This window comes from Paraburkholderia sediminicola (genome assembly GCF_046027825.1).
GTDB lineage: Bacteria > Pseudomonadota > Gammaproteobacteria > Burkholderiales > Burkholderiaceae > Paraburkholderia > Paraburkholderia sediminicola_D.
This window is the reverse complement of record NZ_JAQQDU010000081.1, coordinates 17,486-36,645: the sequence shown is the minus strand read 5'-3', so window position 1 is coordinate 36,645 and position 19,160 is coordinate 17,486. Positions and strand designations below refer to the sequence as shown.

The 19,160-nt window shown below is 60.3% G+C and carries 17 protein-coding genes and 1 pseudogene; 13 read left to right on the top strand and 5 right to left on the bottom strand.

The genetic code is table 11. The features are described 5' to 3' along the window. Nucleotides 1–76 (bottom strand): annotated as a pseudogene (locus PQQ96_RS32210) (electron transfer flavoprotein subunit beta/FixA family protein); the annotation flags it as partial. A gap of 31 nt (nucleotides 77–107) precedes the next feature. After that, nucleotides 108–836 (bottom strand): NAD(P)H-dependent oxidoreductase, encoded by a 729-nt coding sequence (locus PQQ96_RS32205; RefSeq protein ID WP_408300045.1) that lies wholly within the window; start codon nucleotides 834–836, stop codon nucleotides 108–110. A 231-nt stretch (nucleotides 837–1,067) separates the two neighbouring features. On the opposite strand from PQQ96_RS32205, the gene PQQ96_RS32200 reads away from it, so the two are divergent. From PQQ96_RS32200 to PQQ96_RS32175, 6 genes are all read left to right on the top strand, one after another. After that, on the top strand, nucleotides 1,068–1,856 hold the full coding sequence (locus tag PQQ96_RS32200; RefSeq protein WP_408300043.1) for an enoyl-CoA hydratase/isomerase family protein: 789 nt from the start codon (nucleotides 1,068–1,070) through the stop codon (nucleotides 1,854–1,856). Nucleotides 1,857–1,860: 4 nt separating this feature from the next. Beyond that, the gene (locus PQQ96_RS32195) at nucleotides 1,861–3,018 is read left to right on the top strand and encodes an acyl-CoA dehydrogenase family protein (protein ID WP_408300041.1); all 1,158 of its coding nucleotides are present in this window, start codon (nucleotides 1,861–1,863) and stop codon (nucleotides 3,016–3,018) included. A gap of 112 nt (nucleotides 3,019–3,130) precedes the next feature. Continuing rightward, complete coding sequence (locus PQQ96_RS32190) at nucleotides 3,131–5,254, top strand: acetate--CoA ligase family protein (RefSeq protein ID WP_408300039.1); 2,124 nt, start codon at nucleotides 3,131–3,133, stop codon at nucleotides 5,252–5,254. 143 nt (nucleotides 5,255–5,397) lie between these two features. Continuing rightward, nucleotides 5,398–5,970 (top strand): thioesterase family protein, encoded by a 573-nt coding sequence (locus tag PQQ96_RS32185; RefSeq protein ID WP_408300037.1) that lies wholly within the window; start codon nucleotides 5,398–5,400, stop codon nucleotides 5,968–5,970. 30 nt (nucleotides 5,971–6,000) lie between these two features. Continuing rightward, nucleotides 6,001–7,491, top strand: a complete 1,491-nt coding sequence (locus tag PQQ96_RS32180) for an aldehyde dehydrogenase (RefSeq protein ID WP_408300035.1) — start codon at nucleotides 6,001–6,003, stop codon at nucleotides 7,489–7,491. 186 nt (nucleotides 7,492–7,677) lie between these two features. Beyond that, nucleotides 7,678–9,357 carry an APC family permease gene (locus PQQ96_RS32175; protein WP_459252145.1) on the top strand — a complete coding sequence of 560 codons (1,680 nt, stop codon included), beginning with the start codon at nucleotides 7,678–7,680 and terminating at the stop codon, nucleotides 9,355–9,357. Between the two features lie 71 nt (nucleotides 9,358–9,428). On the opposite strand, the gene PQQ96_RS32170 is transcribed toward PQQ96_RS32175, so the two are convergent. From PQQ96_RS32170 to PQQ96_RS32160, 3 genes are read right to left on the bottom strand one after another with little or no spacing between them, the layout of a single operon-like run. Next, nucleotides 9,429–10,169: a PAS domain-containing protein gene (locus tag PQQ96_RS32170; protein WP_408300032.1), complete on the bottom strand. Its 741-nt coding sequence runs from the start codon at nucleotides 10,167–10,169 to the stop codon at nucleotides 9,429–9,431. Nucleotides 10,170–10,183: 14 nt separating this feature from the next. After that, entirely contained in the window at nucleotides 10,184–10,828 is a 645-nt protein-coding gene (locus PQQ96_RS32165; protein WP_408300030.1) for a response regulator, read from the bottom strand. Further along, nucleotides 10,800–11,573, bottom strand: coding sequence for a sensor histidine kinase (locus tag PQQ96_RS32160; protein ID WP_408300028.1), 774 nt, complete (start codon nucleotides 11,571–11,573; stop codon nucleotides 10,800–10,802). Before PQQ96_RS32160 ends, PQQ96_RS32165 begins: the two co-directional genes overlap by 29 nt. Before the next feature lie 621 nt (nucleotides 11,574–12,194). Between PQQ96_RS32160 and PQQ96_RS32155 the strand changes: the two genes are divergently transcribed. Genes PQQ96_RS32155 through PQQ96_RS32125 form a run of 7 tightly spaced genes read left to right on the top strand, consistent with a single transcriptional unit; the run spans nucleotide 12,195 to nucleotide 19,152 of the window. Beyond that, the gene (locus PQQ96_RS32155) at nucleotides 12,195–12,803 is read left to right on the top strand and encodes a dimethylamine monooxygenase subunit DmmA family protein (protein WP_408300026.1); all 609 of its coding nucleotides are present in this window, start codon (nucleotides 12,195–12,197) and stop codon (nucleotides 12,801–12,803) included. Further along, a complete protein-coding gene (locus tag PQQ96_RS32150; RefSeq protein ID WP_408300025.1) occupies nucleotides 12,800–13,735 on the top strand; it encodes a PDR/VanB family oxidoreductase in 936 nt (311 codons plus the stop codon). Before PQQ96_RS32155 ends, PQQ96_RS32150 begins: the two co-directional genes overlap by 4 nt. A 10-nt stretch (nucleotides 13,736–13,745) precedes the next feature. Further along, a complete protein-coding gene (locus PQQ96_RS32145) occupies nucleotides 13,746–14,762 on the top strand; it encodes a heme-dependent oxidative N-demethylase family protein (RefSeq protein WP_408300023.1) in 1,017 nt (338 codons plus the stop codon). A 51-nt stretch (nucleotides 14,763–14,813) separates the two neighbouring features. After that, on the top strand, nucleotides 14,814–15,944 hold the full coding sequence (locus PQQ96_RS32140; RefSeq protein ID WP_408300021.1) for an aminomethyl transferase family protein: 1,131 nt from the start codon (nucleotides 14,814–14,816) through the stop codon (nucleotides 15,942–15,944). Nucleotides 15,945–15,995: 51 nt separating this feature from the next. Next, the gene (gene purU, locus PQQ96_RS32135) at nucleotides 15,996–16,853 is read left to right on the top strand and encodes a formyltetrahydrofolate deformylase (RefSeq protein WP_408300019.1); all 858 of its coding nucleotides are present in this window, start codon (nucleotides 15,996–15,998) and stop codon (nucleotides 16,851–16,853) included. Then, on the top strand, nucleotides 16,850–17,788 hold the full coding sequence (locus PQQ96_RS32130; protein WP_408300018.1) for a bifunctional 5,10-methylenetetrahydrofolate dehydrogenase/5,10-methenyltetrahydrofolate cyclohydrolase: 939 nt from the start codon (nucleotides 16,850–16,852) through the stop codon (nucleotides 17,786–17,788). The genes purU and PQQ96_RS32130 overlap by 4 nt, the downstream gene beginning before the upstream one ends. Beyond that, a complete protein-coding gene (locus PQQ96_RS32125; RefSeq protein WP_408300017.1) occupies nucleotides 17,785–19,152 on the top strand; it encodes a trimethylamine monooxygenase in 1,368 nt (455 codons plus the stop codon). Before PQQ96_RS32130 ends, PQQ96_RS32125 begins: the two co-directional genes overlap by 4 nt. Nucleotides 19,153–19,160: the final 8 nt, after the last annotated feature.

Genomic DNA, 19,160 nt, shown 5'->3' with positions numbered 1-19,160 from the left:
CGCCCGTGCCGTCCGATTTCACCCGGACTTTCACGTTGTAATCAACCACCCGCTTCACCGCCACCAGCACCTTGATATTCACGCTCTCTTTCTCCGCTAACTAAAGATCAGGCGATGACGTCGCGTTGCGCCACCACCGCGCGCGGCCGCATCTGCTCGTCGAAGGCGTCGAGAGTCGGCAAGGCCAACGGCTGCAGCTGATCGAGCTTCGTCAGATAGTCACCGTAACGCTGCAGCAACGCAGTGCGCTCAGCCTGTTCGATGTACGGCACGTGGTAACCGATAAACGACGGCAAGACCTTGAACCCCGCATAGCCGAGCGTGCCGCGCAGCATGTGGCGCAGCATTAGATCCATCTCGCCGTGCACGCCCTGCTCGTCAAACATGAAGTCTCGACCGCCACACGTGTACGCAAGCAATGCACGCTTGCCGCGCATTCCTCCACGGTCGTAAAAACGCAATCCGCCGTAGACCTTTCCCGACACGAACACGCGATCGATCCATCCTTTCATGATGGCCGGCACCGAACACCAGAACAACGGAAAGCTGAAAATGAGCAAATCGCAGGCAAGCAGTTTGTCGAGTTCGGCGGCGATATCGGGCGCGATCGAGCCCGTTGCGACGTTCTCCCGTTGCTCCAGCGCATAGGTCAGGTAGCCCTCGTTCTTGCGCCCCCCGAAGTCCGCCGCGCTCGCGACAGGATTCCATTCCATTGCATAAAGGTCGGACACATTGACCTCATGCCCCTGCGAACTCAACGCGTGTACTGCCTGCCTGAGCATCGACGTCGTAAACGACTGCGGCTCAGGATGTGCGTGAACGATCAATACATTCATTGGACAAATCTCTCCGGATAACAATTTTGGGGTCCGACGAAACGGTGCTGCTGGCCGCAGCGCCACCGGTGGCGCGCACCACCTACAGCGCCGTCAGAATTGCAAAAACAATTTCTTTTCAGGTTGAACGTTCATTTAGTTAAATTTATACTATGCCGAAATACAGCCTGCAAGTAGCAAAGTCCCGGGTGGGACAACGCGCAGGGCCAATCCTCAGGAGACAGCACCGATATGCAAATAGCCGACATCGACGTCCAGCAGGCCGACGGCGTTGTGACGATCCGTCTCGACCGCCGCGCCAGCCGCAACTCGCTCGCCTGTCCGCATCTGGATCGGTTAAACGTGCTGCTGGACCGATACGCCGACGACGCTGCGGTGCGCTGTCTTGTTCTGACCGGCACGGGCAAAGCTTTTTGCTCCGGCGCCGACCTGGATGAATGGGCAGAGGCTGAAGCGCGCGGCGAACTCGACACCTATGGCTGGACCGATCGCGCACACAAGCTAGTCCAGGCGCTGGCCGCCTTTCCCCGCCCGACAATCGCGGCCCTGAACGGTTCAGCAGTCGGCGCGGGCGCTGATCTCGCCTTCGCGTGCGACTTCCGTATCGCCGCCGCGTCCGCCTCGCTGCGCTGCGGTTATACCGACATGGGTTACAGCCCTGACATGGGCGGCACCTGGTTTCTGCCCCGGATCGCCCGTCCCGACGTGGCGAAACGGTTTGTCTTCCTCAACGACAAGTGGTCCGCGCACGACGCCTACTCAGTTGGCCTCGTCTCCGAAGTGATCGACGACGAACTATTCAGCAGTCAGGTCGCCGAGTTTGCCGGCAGGCTGGCAAGCGGTCCCAGCGTCGCATTCGGCCACGTCAAGACACTGTTGACTGGTTCGCTCACTCACAGTCTCGCCGAGCAGCTCGAGAAGGAACTGACTGCCGGCATCGCCTGCGGCCATAGCGAAGACGGACAGGAAGCACTTCGGGCCGCTGCCGAAGGCCGCCGCCCTCAATTTCTAGGGAGATAATCTGATGGATTTTTCTTTATCACACGAGCAGGAAATGCTGGTGGCGTCGCTGCGCAGCTTTGTCGAAAAAGAGCTGCAGCCGCACGAATTCGCCGTAGACCGGGCCGATCATGTCCCACACGAGCTGGCACAATCGATCCGCCAGAAAGCGATCGAACTCGGTTTCTACGCGTTCAACATGCCGGAAAGCGCGGGCGGAGCAGGACTCGACTACGTGACGCAGGCACTCGTCGAACGCGAGCTCGGCCGCACGAGTTGGGCACTTCAGGTGTTCGTTGCCCGTCCTAGCAAGATCCTCATGGCCTGCAAGGGCGAGCAGATCGAACGCTATCTGTTGCCGACGGTGCGCGGCGAGCGCATCGACTGCTTCGCCTTGACCGAACCCGGCGCGGGTTCGGACGCAATGGGTATTCGTACCCGCGCAGTGCGTGATGGCTCCGACTATGTGATCAACGGCAGCAAACACTTCATCAGTCATGCAGAGAATGCCGACTACGTCATCCTGTTCGCAGTGACGGGCGAAGAAGAAGTACGCGGCCGTCTGCGCAAGCAGGTGACCAGCTTCCTCATCGACAAGGGTACGCCCGGCATGACCATCCACCGCGGGCCGCATTGCACGAGTCTGCGTGGATACCATCAGGCAGAGATCTTCTTCACCGACTGCCGCGTCAGCGCCGCGCAGATTCTGGGCGAAGAGCATCGCGGTTTCGACCTCGCCAATGAATGGCTCACGGCAGGCCGCGTGATGGTCGCCGCCAACAACGTCGGGCGCGCGCAGCGCGCATTCGAAATGGCCGCAGAATGGGCCGCGACGCGCCAGCAGTTCGGCAAGCGCATCGGCGAATTTCAGGGCACGTCGTTCAAGCTCGCCGACATGGCGACCGGCATTCGCGCGTCGGAACTCCTGATGCTTTACACCGCTGACAAGCTGGACAAAGGCACGATGACAGACGGCGACGCGGCTCTGGCGAAACTCTTCGCCTCGGAGACGCTCGGCCGCGTGACCGACGACGCGGTGCAAATCTACGGCGGCATGGGCCTGATGAACGAACTTCCGATCGAGCGGTTCTGGCGCGATGCGCGCATCGAGCGCATCTGGGAAGGCACCTCCGAAATTCAGCGCCACATTCTGTCGAAAGAAATCCTCAGACAGTACAGCTAGTAGCAATCGGCATTCGGCTTCGTGCCCGGAAGCACCCGTGGGCACGAAGGCCGGCGCGAACCCCGAGCGGCGCACAACGCCGCATCGCGTCATGACATTCTCGAGACAAACCATGGCAAACCCACCGGCCGGCGCAGGCCGCAGTGAACGTGCGGCGAATTTGAGCCGCCTTCTCAATCCTTCGAGCATCGCCTTTGTCGGTGGCCTCAAGATCGCGAGTGCGATACAGCGTTGCCGCGACTTCGGCTTCACCGGCGACATCTGGCTCGTCAATCCGAACCATACCGAAATCGCGGGCATTCGCTGTTACGCCAGCGTCGCCGACCTCCCCTATGCACCCGATGCGGCATTCCTCGCCGTGCCGGCCGTGCACGCCACTCGCGTCGTCGGGGAACTCTCCGCGCGTGGAGCGGGCGGCGCCATCGTGTATGCCTCCGGCTTTGCTGAGACAGGTGCCGAAGGCGGTGCCTTACAGGCTAGTCTGGCCGAAGCCGCGGGCAGCATGGCGATGCTGGGCCCGAACTGCTACGGCCTGCTTGATGGTTTGCATGGCAGCGCGCTGTGGCCGGTCGCGCACGGCGCGGCCCGAGTCGAGTCTGGCGTGGCGGTCATCACGCAAAGCGGCAACCTCGCGTACAACCTCTCGATGAGCGCGCGCAATGTGCCTTTCGCCTATCTCGTGAGTGTCGGCAATCAGGCGCTGATCGACGTGGCGCAGCTCATTGACGCGTTCCTCGAAAACCCGCGCGTCCGGGCCATCGGCGTGCACCTCGAAGGCCTGAAAAACGTGCGTGCGTTTAGCGAGGCGGCCACCCGGTCGCTCGCGCGCGGTGTGCCCATCGTCGCACTGAAGAGCGGCGTTTCCGAACTGGGCGCGGAATTGGCGCTCAGTCATACCAGCTCGCTCGCGGGTTCGGACGAACTGTACAACGCGCTATTCAAGCGGCTTGGCATCATCCGCGCGAAGGACCCAGTGGGCATGGCTGAAACGCTCAAGCTGCTGTCCGTAAGCGGTGTGCCGGAACGCAGCGGCCTTGCCGCGCTCGCGACATCCGGTGGCGATGCCGGCTTCGTAGCGGATCTGGCCGACGCGCACAACATTGAATTTTCGCCCGTGAGCGAGCAAGGACGGGCGAGTTTGCAGGCAGTCCTACCGGCCTATGCAACGATCGCCAATCCGCTCGACTTCACGACCGCCCCCTGGGGCAGTGCCGATGCCATGCGCGCGTGCTGCGATGCGATGCTTAGCATCGCGCCGGGCGCGGCGGCGATGATCCTCGATTATCCGAAAGAAGAATCCGGCGAACGGGACGCCTGTTTCATCGCGGCCGATGCGTTCACTGCGTCGGCGCGCGAGCACCGCGTGACGGGTGCCGTCATCTCCGTATTTCCCGACCTGATGCCTCCCGCCGAGGCCGCGCGGATCGCGAGCGCGGGCATCGCCCCGTTGCAGGGTCTCGCGGAAGGCATGGCGGCGATCGGTGCCGCGATGTGGTACGCGACCACGCGCGCCCGCATTCTCGCAACCGACAGCCTCTCTTCCCTGCCGGTCTTGCAGCCTGGCGACAGCACGGCGGTATCTCGCGTGTACGACGAGTGGGACAGCAAGCGCATGATCGCGGAATACGGCCTCAGCGTCCCGGCCAGCGAACTGGTCACACCAGGCGTGGCGGCAGATGCCGCAGAGCGGCTTGGTTTCCCGGTGTGTGTGAAGGTTGTCAGCAGCGATCTGCCGCATAAAACCGAGGCCGGAGCGGTTGCCCTGAAGCTCGAATCGCGCGAGGCCGTCGCCGAAGCAGTCGAGAAGATGACGCAGAGCGTCGCGCGCTACGCGCCGAACGTCGCGGTCGAACGGGTGCTGGTGGAGCGCATGGCCGCGAAGCCGTTGCTGGAGTTGATCGTCGGCGTAAAGCGCGAAGAGAACTTCGGCCTGGCGCTCGTTCTCGGCACAGGCGGTGTGCTGGTCGAACTGTTGCGCGACACGGCAACGCTACTGCTGCCGGTCCGGCATGAAGATATCCGGGCGGCGCTGCAGGGGCTCAAGCTGGGTCCATTGCTCACCGGTTACCGCGGAAGTTCTCCCGTCGACCTGGACGCCACGATTCGCAACATCATGGCGATCGCACAGTTCGCGCAGACCCATGCGGATAGCCTGGTCGAGCTGGACATCAACCCTTTACTGGTGCAACAGGACGGAGCGGTGGCCGTCGATGCACTAGTCGTACTCACCCGCTGAGATCGGACCGCTCACGCGCGCATAAACGTCGGATTCCACCCCGACGATTCATGCGCCGCCGGATGCCCTAACCATGCGGTCTGTCCCAGGCGCTATCGCCTAATCCGGTTCGCATCGCCGAACCTGTCCGGAGAACCATCGCCGTGAACCCCGAGTACGATCAGCCCGCGCATGGACTGCGCTCGGCTTACGAAGGACAGCAGTCCCAGGCGTTCGACCTGACAGCGCCGATCGCGACTCCATTAGAGTTGCATCAATGCCGGGTCAAGCAGGAATGGGTCGACTACAACAAGCACATGAGCGAGTCGTGCTATCTGTTTGTGTTTGGCGACAATAGCGATGCCTTCTTTCGCTACTTCGGCATCGACGACCACTATCGCGCGCGAGGCTACTCCATCTATACGCTGGAGACGCATATGCGCCACTTCCACGAAGTTCAGCTCGGCGAGCCATTGCGGTTAACGCTGCGCCTGATCGCCTGGGATCATAAACGGCTGCACGTATTTCATGAGATGTACCACGCTACTAGTGGAAAACTACTCGCCGCCGCGGAGCAATTGCAAACGTACGTCGACATGCGCTCGGCTCGCGCAGCGTCATTCCCGGACGAACTGCAGCAACGGCTGGACCTGATTCACACTGCGCACGCCAATGCGCCGCTACCTGCCGGCCTTGGGCGAGTCATCGCTATAGGGCGCGCAAACACGCGCAGCTGAAGTTGCCGCGTCCAAAGAGGAGAAATCTGCATGCGTCAAACCCAGGAATACTGGAGCAACCTCGCCACCCATCTCGAGATCATGAATCGTGCCTTCATTGACGGGCGCTGGCATGATGCGCACGATGGCGCGACATTTCCCTGTGTCAGCCCGATCGACGGACGCGAATTGACCCAGGTTGCCCGTTGCGGCCACCCTGAGGTTGAACTGGCGGTCCGCAGCGCGCGGAAATGCTTCGAGAGCGGCGCGTGGAGCGCTCTGGAGCCCCGCGCGCGCAAACGCGTCCTGCTTCGTTGGGCCGAATTGGTGTCCGAGCATGCGGACGAGCTTGCGCTACTGGAGACGCTCGATACAGGCAAGCCGATTGCTGATACGACGGTAACCGACATCCCATCGAGTGCGTATTGCATCAGCTGGTTTGCCGAGGCGATCGACAAAGCGGCCGGGGAAGTCGCACCTACGGCCCAGCATCTGCTTGGCCTAGTCACCCATGAGCCACTGGGCGTTGTGGCAGCGGTGGTGCCATGGAATTTCCCAGCGCTGATCGCGGTCTGGAAATGTGCACCCGCACTCACATGCGGCAATAGCGTGGTCCTCAAACCGTCCGAAAAATCGCCGCTATCGGCGCTTCGACTCGCGCAACTTGCGCTGGAGGCCGGACTGCCTGCTGGCGCGCTGAATGTCGTGCCCGGCTTTGGAGACGTCGGTCAAGCCCTGGCCACCCATCACGATGTCGACTGCATCGCGTTCACCGGCTCGACCGCGGTGGGCCGCAAGATCGCTCGTTACGCCGCTGAATCGAACCTCAAGCGGGTCTGGCTTGAACTCGGCGGCAAATCACCGCAACTTGTGCTGCCCGATTGCCCCGATCTCGATCGCGCGGCGCAGACCGTGGCACGCGCTATTTTCTACAACACCGGCCAGATGTGCACCGCCAGTTCGCGCTTGCTGATTCATCGCGAGATCAAACACGATTTCATCGAACGCGTGCTCGCGGCCGCCGGATCCTATGCGCCCGGGCACCCGTTGTCGCCGGAAACAAAGATGGGCAGCATGATCGACGCTTCGCAGGTGGGCCGGGTGCTGAGCTACATCGAGCGCGGTCAGATGGACGCCACGTTACTGACGGGCGGACGCCGTGCATTGACGAAGAGCGGAGGGGAGTACGTCGAGCCCACCGTGTTCGACTGCCCGCATCCCGATATCGCAATCGCGCGTGAAGAGATTTTCGGCCCGGTCCTTGCGGTCCTGACGTTCGACACAATCGATGAAGCCGTAGCGCTCGCCAACGATAGCGAGTATGGCCTCGCCGCCTCGGTCTGGAGCGCTAATCTGACAACGGCCCACACGACCGCACGTCGATTGCGCGCCGGCACGGTGTGGGTCAACGGCTACGAGGAAACCGACGATATGAATTTCCCTTTTGGCGGATTCAAGGAATCCGGGAACGGCCGTGATAACTCGCTGCATGCGCTCGACAAATATACCGAACTCAAATCGACGATCATCCGGTTGACCTGATACCACGCAGTGCGGCACGGCCGGCACTTATGCCCTGTGTCGCGCCGCTGTGGTTGTGCCGACCAGGTACACGGAACGCCGTCATCTCCCTCCGAAGGAGTACCTCTTCACGAGACTTGATCTGCCGATATTGGCCGATGAATGTCGCACAGCGTGAAGACACTCTTGGGAGAGAACATGAATTCGATCAACGAAGCAGGTCAGGAACTCCGTCTTGCCGCGTCTGGAGATGCGACAGGACTTCATAGAAAGATTGGCTGGGCAGGCGCGTTCTGGGTAGCCAGCGGCGTGCCGGCGCTGGTGCTGTTCTCAATTGGCTCGATCGCCGCGACAGTCGGCAAACCCTCATGGATCATCTGGGCGGTGTCGATCTGTTTCGGTTTCATGCAGGCTTTTTCCTACGCGGAAATCGCGGGGCTGTTTCCCCATAAATCCGGCGGCGCATCGGTATATGGCGCCATAGCGTGGGTACGCTACGGCAAACTCATCGCCCCGCTATCCGTGTGGTGCAACTGGTTCGCATGGTCTCCCGTGCTCGCCATCGGCTCCGGACTGGGCGCGGGTTACGTGCTCAACATGCTGTTTCCGGCCACGGCCGCGATCAATTCGTGGCAGATTACCCTCATCGATCTGGGTTGGCTCTCAAGTGGGTTGAGTCTGCGGATCAATGCCACCTTTGTGATTGGCGCGGCGATCCTGTTGACGACGTTTGCGATCCAGCATCGCGGTATTCTCCACGCCGCGCGGCTTCAGATGATTCTTGCGGTCTCGGCGCTACTGCCGCTATTGCTGGTCGGCGTCTATCCCCTCCTAACCGGCGATCTGCCAATCAACCATCTGTTCCCACTCTATCCACTGGCAAAAGATGCCGGTGGTCGGGTGATCGATGGCACGTGGAATCTGAGCAGCATTGAATTGATGGCAGGCGGACTGTTTATCGCAGCCTGGTCCACCTACGGATTTGAAACAGCAGTCTGCTACACGCGTGAATTCAGGGATCCTCGCCGCGACACCGTCAAGGCAATTCTCTATTCGGGCCTCTTATGCCTGGTGTTCTTCACGCTCGTCCCGCTTGCATTCCAGGGGGCACTCGGACTCGGTCAACTGGTCTCGCCCGAAGTAAAAGATGCCGCCGGGAATGTTACGCAGCCCGCCATCTATGACGGCATTCTGTCGCCGGGAATTTACAGCGGCATGGGTGTTGCGGAGGCGATGGCAAAAATTGTCCATGCCGGCAGTTGGGGCGAACTGCTTTTGAAGCCAATGCTGGTATTCGCGCTCGTGCTCGCAATCATGACCTCGATGGCCGGCTCCTCGCGCACACTCTACCAGGCATCCGTCGACGGTTGGCTACCCCGCTATCTCTCGCATGTTAACCACAATGGCGCACCGACCCGCGCAATGTGGACCGACCTCGTTTTCAATCTCGTGCTGCTGCTGATGTCCGATTATGTTGTCGTACTCGCGATGTCCAATGTCGGCTACATCATTTTCAATTTTCTGAATCTCAATGCCGCATGGATTCACCGTCTCGACCGGCCTACATGGGAGCGCCCTTTCAGGGCACCTAAATGGGTACTGGGTGCGGGCGTCGGGCTCTCGTTCGTGAACCTCGCGCTAATGGGCCTTGGTGCGGACGTCTGGGGAAAAGGCACGCTGATTTCCGGCATCGTTTTCGCGGCGCTGATCGTGCCAGTGTTCATCTGGCGTCATTATGTGACGGACAAAGGCCGCTTCCCGGACGCGATGCTCGACGATATGGATCTGGCGAACTCCAACACAATGCGACGCGCAGGCCTGCTGCCGTATCTGGCGTTGGTACTTGGCGTAGTGGTCGTCTACGGATGCCACTGGATCACGACGTGAGCACGCGCCAGCACTGAACACAGAACGCCCGTATGGCGCCGCTCGCCGCGCCATACGGGTGAACCCCAAGGTCATCGCACCGCGAAGATCGCGCCTTCAATACCCAACACCTCGCGGCTGGCCGAATAAATGCCCATGCCGCGTTCCCACACTTTTCTCAGATCACCATTCGCCGTGCGGATACGATAGCTCAGCTCGAACGGCCTGCGATGCGCCAGCGCTTCCTGCACCTCACGCCAGACGTAATCGACGTCCTCCGGCACGATCAGTTGGCTGTAACTATGATCGCGATTATCGACGAACCATGCGGCCGGATAGCCCGTCAATTCTTCGCATCCGTCGCTGACAAACTCCATTGACCACGAGGGATTGTTGCGGCCACGATAAATCAAACCCGGCACGCCGTTCAGGAGTCCGATTGCGCTGCGCAGCCTCGCTTCGATTGAAGTCTCGTGACGCTTTTGCGCCGTGCTATCGAACGCTGAAATGAAGAACGCGTTTCCATGCCGCCGGCACGCCAGTTCCAGCCAGCGAAGCTGACCGCGAGGATGAACGAAACGGATCCGCTCACGAATGCAGATACCGGCTTCACCGCGCAGGCGGTCCAGCATCGCGCGCCAGATCAGGCGATCTTCCGGATGCACGTATGTCGCCATCCCGACCGCCATCCCGCTGGCCTCCATCAACTCAGTCCACGCAGCGTTCGCACGGCGGATGCAGCCTTCATCATCGACTTGCACAAGCGCGACCGGATAAGCATCGAGACTCGCCGCGGGGACGGCAAATTCGCTTGCAACAGCAATATCTTGCATTCTTGTCTACCTTTTCATTGACGCGCGAGAGCGTCGCGGTGCACCCACGCCGCCAGTTCGAGCCGGGAACGCAAGTCCAGCTTGCGCAGCAGATTCTTCACGTAGACCTTAACGGTGCCGTCGCTAATACCTAACTGCCGGGCGATCTGCTTGTTGCTCATGCCGTCCGAGATGAGCGCCAGTGTCTGCGCTTCGCGTTCAGTCAGTTCCACATGACGCGTGCCTCTTTCGCCCTCCGACGCGTCGTCTTTTGCGAGCAGTGCGACCAGGCAATCGTCGAGCACGATCACGCCTTGCACACAGTTACGTATGTAGAGACGCAGGTCATCCGGCTCGGTCTCTTTCAGCATGTACCCGTCAGCACCGAGCCGCAGCGCACTCAATAACTCGCGGCGATCGAGCGACGCTGTGAGCACGACCTTGCGGCTCGGGATTTCGAGTTGGCTCAATTCGTCAAGCACCTGCAGGCCGCCAAGCCCGGGCATATGAAGATCGATCAGGATCAGGCCCGGCTTCAACTGCTCCGCGAGCGCGATACCTTGCCGCCCGCTGGAAGCCTCGCCGACCACCTGAAATTCCCCGGTCGAGTTGAAGTACTCGGCGAGGCCGCGCCGGAACAGCGGGTGATCGTCAATCAGAAGCAATGTTGTTGGACCCATCAGCGGGTTCCCCCCTGGAAGCATCATTCGGGACAAGCAGGTGTACCCGCGTGCCATTCGGCTGCACATTCTCGATCAGCAGCCTCGCGCCTATCGCGCGCGAGCGCTCGTGCATGATCTCCAGACCATAGTGATTCTCCTCTACCGACGCGGGTCGCAAACCGACGCCATCGTCCACCACGCTCACACACAATGCGCCGTCAGGAGCGTCGGTGACTTCGATCCGGACATGTCGTGCATGGGCGTGGCGCACCACGTTCGACAAGGCTTCGCGCACGATCTGCAACGCATGCAGCGCAACCTCCGGCGAGAGTTCAATGTCGGGCACGCGGTTATCCAGCTCAAAGACCACGTTGCAACGACGCGAAAACTCTTCGACCGAATCAACCAGCGCTTGCCGCCACGAACGTCCTTCGAGCGTCAGGCGCGCACCGGTAATCAACTGACGAACGTCGCGCTGCAGTCGCGTCATCGCGGTTCGCAATTCCGCGAGCAGAGGCTCCACGACCTCCGGCTTGCGCGTCTGCTGCTGCACCCGGCTGACAAGGAAGGACATGCCGCCGAGCTGTTGCGCAACGGAATCGTGAAGCTCGCGGATCAGCGCCCGTGCGCCACCGTCCGCAAGGTACTGTCGTCGTCTCATGCTGCTGATCAACTCGATTGCGGCCCCGAGCGCCGGCCCTGCATTGCTGATTTCAGTTTTAAGCGTCTGACTGGCAGGCGAAGACAGTTCAAGCAGAAGCATGGCGGCTCCGGACCTCCAGACCAGCCGCGTGCGGCCCTCGCGCGAACACGCCGGACACAACAGGTTCGAAGCCCCGGAACGGGATTCCTTTAGCGCGCAGTCGCGAGGTTCATCACACGAAATAACGGCGGCGTCTGCTCCCGCAAGCAACGTTTCGCCCCCGGCCACGAGCGACACGACACTCCCGGGTATCTCCGCTTCGAGCCAACGAAGAAAGCTCCGCAACGGCTCGCTGGAGGTTGGGTCGAGAGCGATATCGACGAATAGTCGCACCAGCGCATCGCGGAAACGCACTGACACGTCGATGTTATCGACCTCGCCAGTCGCTTGTGAGGATGCGCGTCGCGGCATCAGGGTCCGACTCACCACCATGCAAAGCATCCCATCAAAAAAGGTCCTGTTTAAAGGCAAGAAATGTGCCGTTCTCAGCACTACTACTTTGGGCATACCTCGTTGTCGTGATTGAACTGCGTTTTCCGTTGAGAAACTATTTCGCTTGTGGGGAATACGAATTTTTCGAGTGATTTATGGATTTGGCCGTTTTTTTGACGCACCCGAATGGAGCAGACGCCCCGTTTTAGTTCAGATCCAGATGCACGCATTTGAAGCAAAACATTTTCCATGCGCTTATACGCATTGACAGAACCGGTGACTGAAGACATGACCCCGACGCATGAGAGTAAACCAGGCTCGCCCAGGAGTCTTCCGCTTTATCAAGTACTGCAGCCGCATCAAGCGGCAAGTCAGCACCTTGTAGTCGCTCAGGCCGAAGCACTCGCGAGGATTGCGGCCTTCATGGCTGCACTGCCACGCGCGCCAGGTCTCGTCACGCTGCTCGTACAAGGCGATAGGTCGGCAACAGTTTTCCCAGCGTCGTTCTTTCCAACCCATGACGCACTGACGCGCAGTCTTCTCGCGACCCTGGATGGCGCGGCAATCGGCTTGCGCCTCTACGTATGCGGAGACGAAGCGTTTATCGGGGGAGTCAGGAGCGTCGCGGGCGCGGCGGGGATGTTGCCGGAAGAAATCATCGCCGAGCTGAATGCGACGCCGCGCGCGGTCTACTGCGTGCACTGCTGCGCGTCGCACGTGTATGACGCTTTGCGCGAAGTCGAATGCGCCGGATGTGGAATCAACCTGTCCGTGCGCCAGCATTTCTCGCAGCGCGCGGGGGCGTATCTGGGCGTTTGTGCCGATCCGGATCACCCTTACCTGGAGCGACGCGCATGAACCAGATCGAAGTTCGAGTCGAAGCGACCCGGCTGCTCACACCGCTGGTACGCGAGTTTACCCTCAGCGCGCTTCAGGGTCGCCTGCCTAAGTTCTCCTCCGGTAGCCATATTCAGGTGCGCCTGCCACTCGGAGAGCGTCCGCTACGCAATGCGTATTCGTTGCTCGGCGATCCGGCCAACGTGTCGACCTATCGCATCGCCGTGCGCAAACAGGACGATTCGCGTGGCGGCTCCGCTTTCATGCATGAGCAAATCCACGAAGGCTCGACGTTGACCATCACGCCGCCGGCCAATCTGTTTTCGCTGCATTCCGACGCTCGCGCTCACATCCTGATTGCGGGAGGCATTGGCATTACGCCGTTCCTCGCGCATGTCGCCGAACTGGAGCGCGACGCTGCTGACTTCGAATTGCATTACGCCTACCGTCACGGACTGACCGATGCGTACCGCTCCGAGTTAAGCGAGCGACTGGGCAGTCGCTTCCACGGCTACGACGGTGAATACGCGCGCCTCGATATCACACGAGTGCTGCGCGGCAGGCCGTTGGGTGCTCATGTCTACGTATGCGGTCCACAACAACTGCTGGATGCCGTACGAGACACGGCTCGCGCGCTCGGCTGGCCCGACGGTCGTGTGCACTGGGAAGCGTTTAGCGCACCGCAACCGGGAACCCCATTCGTGGTGACGTTGATGCGCAGCGGCTTGAGGCTGGACGTGGCTTACGACCAGAGCTTGCTGGAAGCGCTCGAAGCAAACGGAGTGGACATCCCGAATCTGTGCCGCGGGGGTGTCTGCGGTCAATGTTCGACCCGCCACATTGCAGGCGATGTTGACCACCGCGACATGGTCCTTAGTCCATCCGATCGCGCCACGCATCTGATGCCGTGTGTCTCACGTGCTCACAGCACCTCCCTTTTTCTGGATCTATGAGGAACGTCTCATGAGCGTAATTCTGAAACCCGCCGAGCGCTATCGCGAAGCCTTTACGTTTCGCAACAGCGACGCCGCGATCGCCCGTTTTCCTTTTCCGTTTCCCGAAGATGCCTACATGTATTCGGTGAACATCGAGCCAGCCACGTCGCGCGATCCTGGTTCAGTCCTCGAGCACTGGTTCGATATCGACGAGCATTACCGTTCCGAAGTGGCTGAGCGCGCCCACGTTCTGGAAAACGATTCACGCCGAAGCATGGCGATGCCCCACATGCAGAAAGCCTCCTGGGACGCGCTGGAAATGATCATGGAGCATCTCGCTCTGGACTATCCGGACCTGTTTTCGCTAACGCGCGCCGGCGACCACTGGCGCTGGCGCAATCTCGCGCTCGGCATCGAGCAGACATTCCGTTTCGGCGACGCCGAGACACTGCCTTGCGAGCCACTCGAATACGTCATGCGGCAAACGCAAGGGGACATCGCGCTGCTCGATCAGCGAAATGACGACCTCTTCATGGATGCAGGCGTCATCACCGGGCCGGCCGACTGGTCGCTCGCGTTCGATGCCGGTATGAGTTTCAAGCAATGGCATTCGCCAGTGCCGCTGGCGCATGACATGGGCATCTTCGATCGCGCGCTGAAGTATTTGTTGCATATCCAGGTCGACCGTCCGGTACGCCGTCTGAACTGGACGCTCACCATCAACCCGCGCCTCGATACCTCGCCCGAGACCTACCACCTATGGGGCGCCGAGCGCGGCCATGTGACACCGGAGAACGTCGCTGAGCTTGTGCATCTGCGCGTCGAGCTGCAATTCATGGCGCGACTACCGAGAAGCAACGCCCTGATGTTCAGTATCCGCACGTATCTCGCCAGCATGGCGGAACTTGTCGGCAACGCTACGTGGGCAAGCCGTCTTCATCGCGTGCTGCGTGACCTGCCCGAACCGATTGCCGACTACAAGGGCATGACGCGTTATCGGAAAACGCTGGTCGACTGGTTGAGTCAGTTCGATAGCGGCAACTGACATCCGCCGGACTTTGCACGCATTCACATCTTCACCTTGGGAGTAACAGACATGGCACATTCATGGCGCATTTCCGCACTCGCGGACCGTCATCGGGCATTGGGCTCGAACCTCGAAGACTGGAACGGTATGGGCACCGCCTGGACCTATTCCGGTAACCTTGCCGATCAGCACGCGGCGATTCGCACCAAGGCCGGCCTGATGGATGTATCCGGTTTGAAGAAGGTCCACTACGTCGGCCCGCACGCCGAAAGCCTGCTCAACTGGGCGACCACCCGCGACATCAGCAAGCTGTACCCAGGCAAGTCGGTCTATGCGGCGATCCTCAACGAAGACGGCAAGTTTATCGACGACTGTATCGTCTACCGGACCGGACCGAATGCGTTCATGGTCGTGCACGGCGCGGGAACCGGCTATGAACGCCTGATTCGCTCAGCACAGGGCCGGCAGGTCGCCGTCCTGTTCGACGACGACCTCCACGATCTTTCCTTGCAAGGCCCTGCCGCCGTGGATTTCCTCGCGGAACACGTGCCGGGAATTCGCGACCTGCCCTATTTTCATCACCTGCAAACGCGGCTCTTCGGAAAACCGGTGACGATCTCACGCACCGGTTATACGGGCGAGCGCGGCTACGAAATTTTCTGCAAGGCTGCGGACGCGCCTTTCATCTGGGACACCGTGCTCGACAAAGGCGCTGCGTTCGGCATCGTTCCTTGCGCGTTCACCGCGCTCGACTGGCTGCGCGTGGAAAGCTACCTGCTGTTTTTCCCCTATGACAACTCAGAGATGTACCCGTTCGAAAACGAAAAAGCGGGCGACACGCTGTGGGAACTCGGACTCGAATTTACGGTGTCGCCAGGCAAAACCGATTTTTGCGGCGCGGGCGAACACTTCCGCCTGCAAGGCAAGGAGCGTTTCAAGATTTTCGGTGTGCTGATCGACTCAACCGATGCGGCCAGCGGCGGCGACGCAGTGTGGAGCGACGGCAGGCAGGTCGGCGTCGTCACGTGCGGCATGTACTCGCGGCTCACGGGCCGTTCGATGGCTATCGCGCGACTTGAGGTGGATAGCGCACGCCTCGGCGCGCCGCTTGAAGTGCGCGGCAAGTTCAAAGCGCATGCAAGTGCCGCGGCACTGCCATTCGACGATCCCGAAAAGAAAAAGCGCACCGCGCTCGGCTGATCCGCCGACGGACTCCCATTGGGTCTCTCACGCAATTTCAGGAGTATCGCAGTGACTCAGAACTACGTATTGACAATCAGTTGTCCCGCCACATCCGGCATCGTCGCGGCTGTCTCGTCGTATCTCGCGCAATCGGGGTGCTATATCAGCGAACTGGCGCAATTCGACGACGAGTCCAGTGGTACGTTTTTCATGCGTGCGGTCTTCCGCTTCAATGAAGCGAAGACGGGCAACATCGATAAGCTCCGCGCGGACTTCAGCAACATCGCGAACGACTTCGCGATGCAGTGGAAGCTCTACAGTGCCGCGCAACCCATGAAAGTGCTGTTGATGGTCAGCAAGTTCGACCATTGCCTGGCCGATTTGCTCTACCGGCATCACAAAGGCCAGTTGCACATGCATATCACTGCCATCGTCTCCAACCACCTGGATCTTCGACCGATGGCGGAGCGCGAAGGCATCCGCTTCATCTATCTTCCTGTCACACCGGAAACCAAGGATCAGCAGGAAGCCGAATTGCTGAAAATCGTGGCCGATACGGAGACCGAGCTCGTGGTGCTGGCGCGCTACATGCAAATTCTCTCCAACAACCTGTGCAAGCAGCTCGCCGGCCGCGCGATCAATATCCATCACTCGTTCCTGCCTGGATTCAAGGGCGCGAAGCCTTATCACCAGGCCTTCGAACGCGGCGTCAAGCTGATCGGCGCGACCGCTCACTACGTGACCTCCGATCTCGACGAAGGACCGATCATCGAACAGGAAGTGCAGCGTGTCGATCACGTCCTGCAACCTGAAGGTCTAGTTGCGATCGGGCGCGATACGGAAACCGTGGCGCTTTCACGCGCAGTGAAGTTCCACACGGAACATCGCGTATTCCTCAACCGCGACCGCACGGTGATTTTCCGATGAACCCGGCTCGACTCATTGACGGCAGAGCTGCCGCAGCGGGCTTGCTCGAGACGGTCAAGGAAGACGTCGCAAAGCTTCAGGCGTCCGGCGTGAGCGTCACGCTCGCTGTCGTCCTGGTGGGCGACGATCCCGCAAGCCATGTCTACGTCCGCAGCAAGCTGCTGCGTGCAAGCGAAGTCGGAATCCGTTCAGTCGAACACCGGCTGCCCGCCGACACGGCGCAGGCTACCTTGCTGTCGCTGATCGAGGCGCTGAACAGCGACGCCAGAGTGAACGGCATCCTGGTGCAGATGCCATTGCCCGAGCAGATCGACGAGGGCGCGGTAATCGCCACGATCGCCGCGGAAAAGGATGTGGACGGATTTCACCGTGAGAACGTCGGGCGGCTGGTACTCGGCGAACCCGCATTGACGCCGTGCACGCCGAGCGGCTGTCTGTTCCTGCTGGAACACACGCTTGGCGACCTGTCCGGCAAGCACGCCGTGGTTATCGGCCGCTCCAACATCGTCGGCAAGCCGATGGCGTCGCTGCTACTTCAGGCGAACTGCTCGGTAACGATCCTTCATTCGCACAGCGTCGATGCTCGTGAACTGTGCCGCCAGGCCGATATCGTGGTTGCTGCCGTCGGGCGCGCGCAAATGATCGACGCAAGCTGGATCAAACCGGGCGCCACCGTGATCGACGTAGGGATCAATCGCATCGAGATCGACGGTAGAACGCGCCTGGTGGGCGATATTGAGTTCGAGAGCGTCTCGCGTGTGGCCGGCGCAATCACGCCGGTACCGGGCGGTGTCGGTCCAATGACGATAGGTTTTTTGATGAGAAACACTGTGCTGGCGGCAAAAGGTCAGTCTCTGAAATCGGTGTCGGCAAAGCCCGCGCAGCGGGAAATCCTGCGTTGTCGTGCAACAGATAGAGTGAGTGAAAGATCATGAAGAAACGTGTAGCAATCATTGGTGCGGGCCCTTCCGGCATGGCGCAATTGCGCGCCTTTCAGTCCGCGAGAGAAAAAGGAGCCGAGATTCCCGAGATCGTCTGCTTCGAAAAGCAGAAGGATTGGGGGGGCATGTGGAATTACACGTGGCGCACCGGCACCGACGAGAATGGCGAGCCGGTGCATGGCAGCATGTATCGTTACCTGTGGTCCAACGGTCCGAAAGAATGCCTGGAATTCGCGGATTACACCTTCGAGGAACATTTCGGCAAACCGATTGCCTCGTATCCGCCGCGCGAGGTCCTGTGGGACTATATTCGCGGACGCGTCGACAAAGCCGGCGTGCGGCCTTATATCCGCTTCAATACGCCGGTACGCCATGTGAGCTTCGACGCAGCAACCGGCAAGTTCACCGTCACCGCGCAAGATTTTTCCTCCGGCTCGACTACGCAGGAGGAGTTCGACTACGTCGTCAACGCGTGCGGCCACTTCTCCACGCCGAATGCGCCGACCTTTCCCGGCTTCGAAAATTTCGGCGGCCGCATTCTGCATGCGCACGATTTCCGCGACGCACTTGAGTTCAAGGATAAGCACGTGCTGCTGGTCGGCAGCAGCTATTCGGCGGAAGACATCGGCTCACAGTGCTACAAATACGGCGCGAAGAGCATCACGAGTTGTTATCGCACCGCGCCGATGGGCTATCACTGGCCCGACAACTGGGAAGAAAAACCTTTGCTGCAGCGCGTGCGCGGCAACACCGCCTACTTCGCCGACGATACCCATAAGCACATCGACGCGATCATCCTGTGTACCGGTTACCAGCATCACTTCCCGTTCCTGACTGACGAGTTGCGCCTGAAAACCGGCAATCGTCTCTGGCCGTTGAATCTCTACAAGGGCATTTTCTGGGAAAACAATCCGGGTCTGATCTATCTCGGCATGCAGGACCTCTGGTATTCGTTCAACATGTTCGACGCTCAGGCCTGGTATGCACGCGATGTGATTCTCGGGCGCATTGCGCTTCCGTCGAAAGCGGACATGACATCGCACAGCCTGGCATGGCGCGCAAAAGAAGAAAAGCTTGTCACGAATCAGGAAATGTTCGAGTTTCAGGGCAGCTATATCCAGGATCTGCTCGATGCCACCGACTACCCGAACTTCGACATCGAGGGTGTGAACCGCACGTTCCTCGAATGGAAACACGACAAGCATCACGACATCATGGGCTATCGCAACAAGTCGTACCGATCGTTGATGACCGGCACGCAGTCGCCGCCGCATCACACGCCGTGGCTGTCGGCCCTTGATGACTCGATGCGGGCCTATCTGGACGAACCCGTTCAGACACTGAAAGCCGACCACTGAGGGCCACG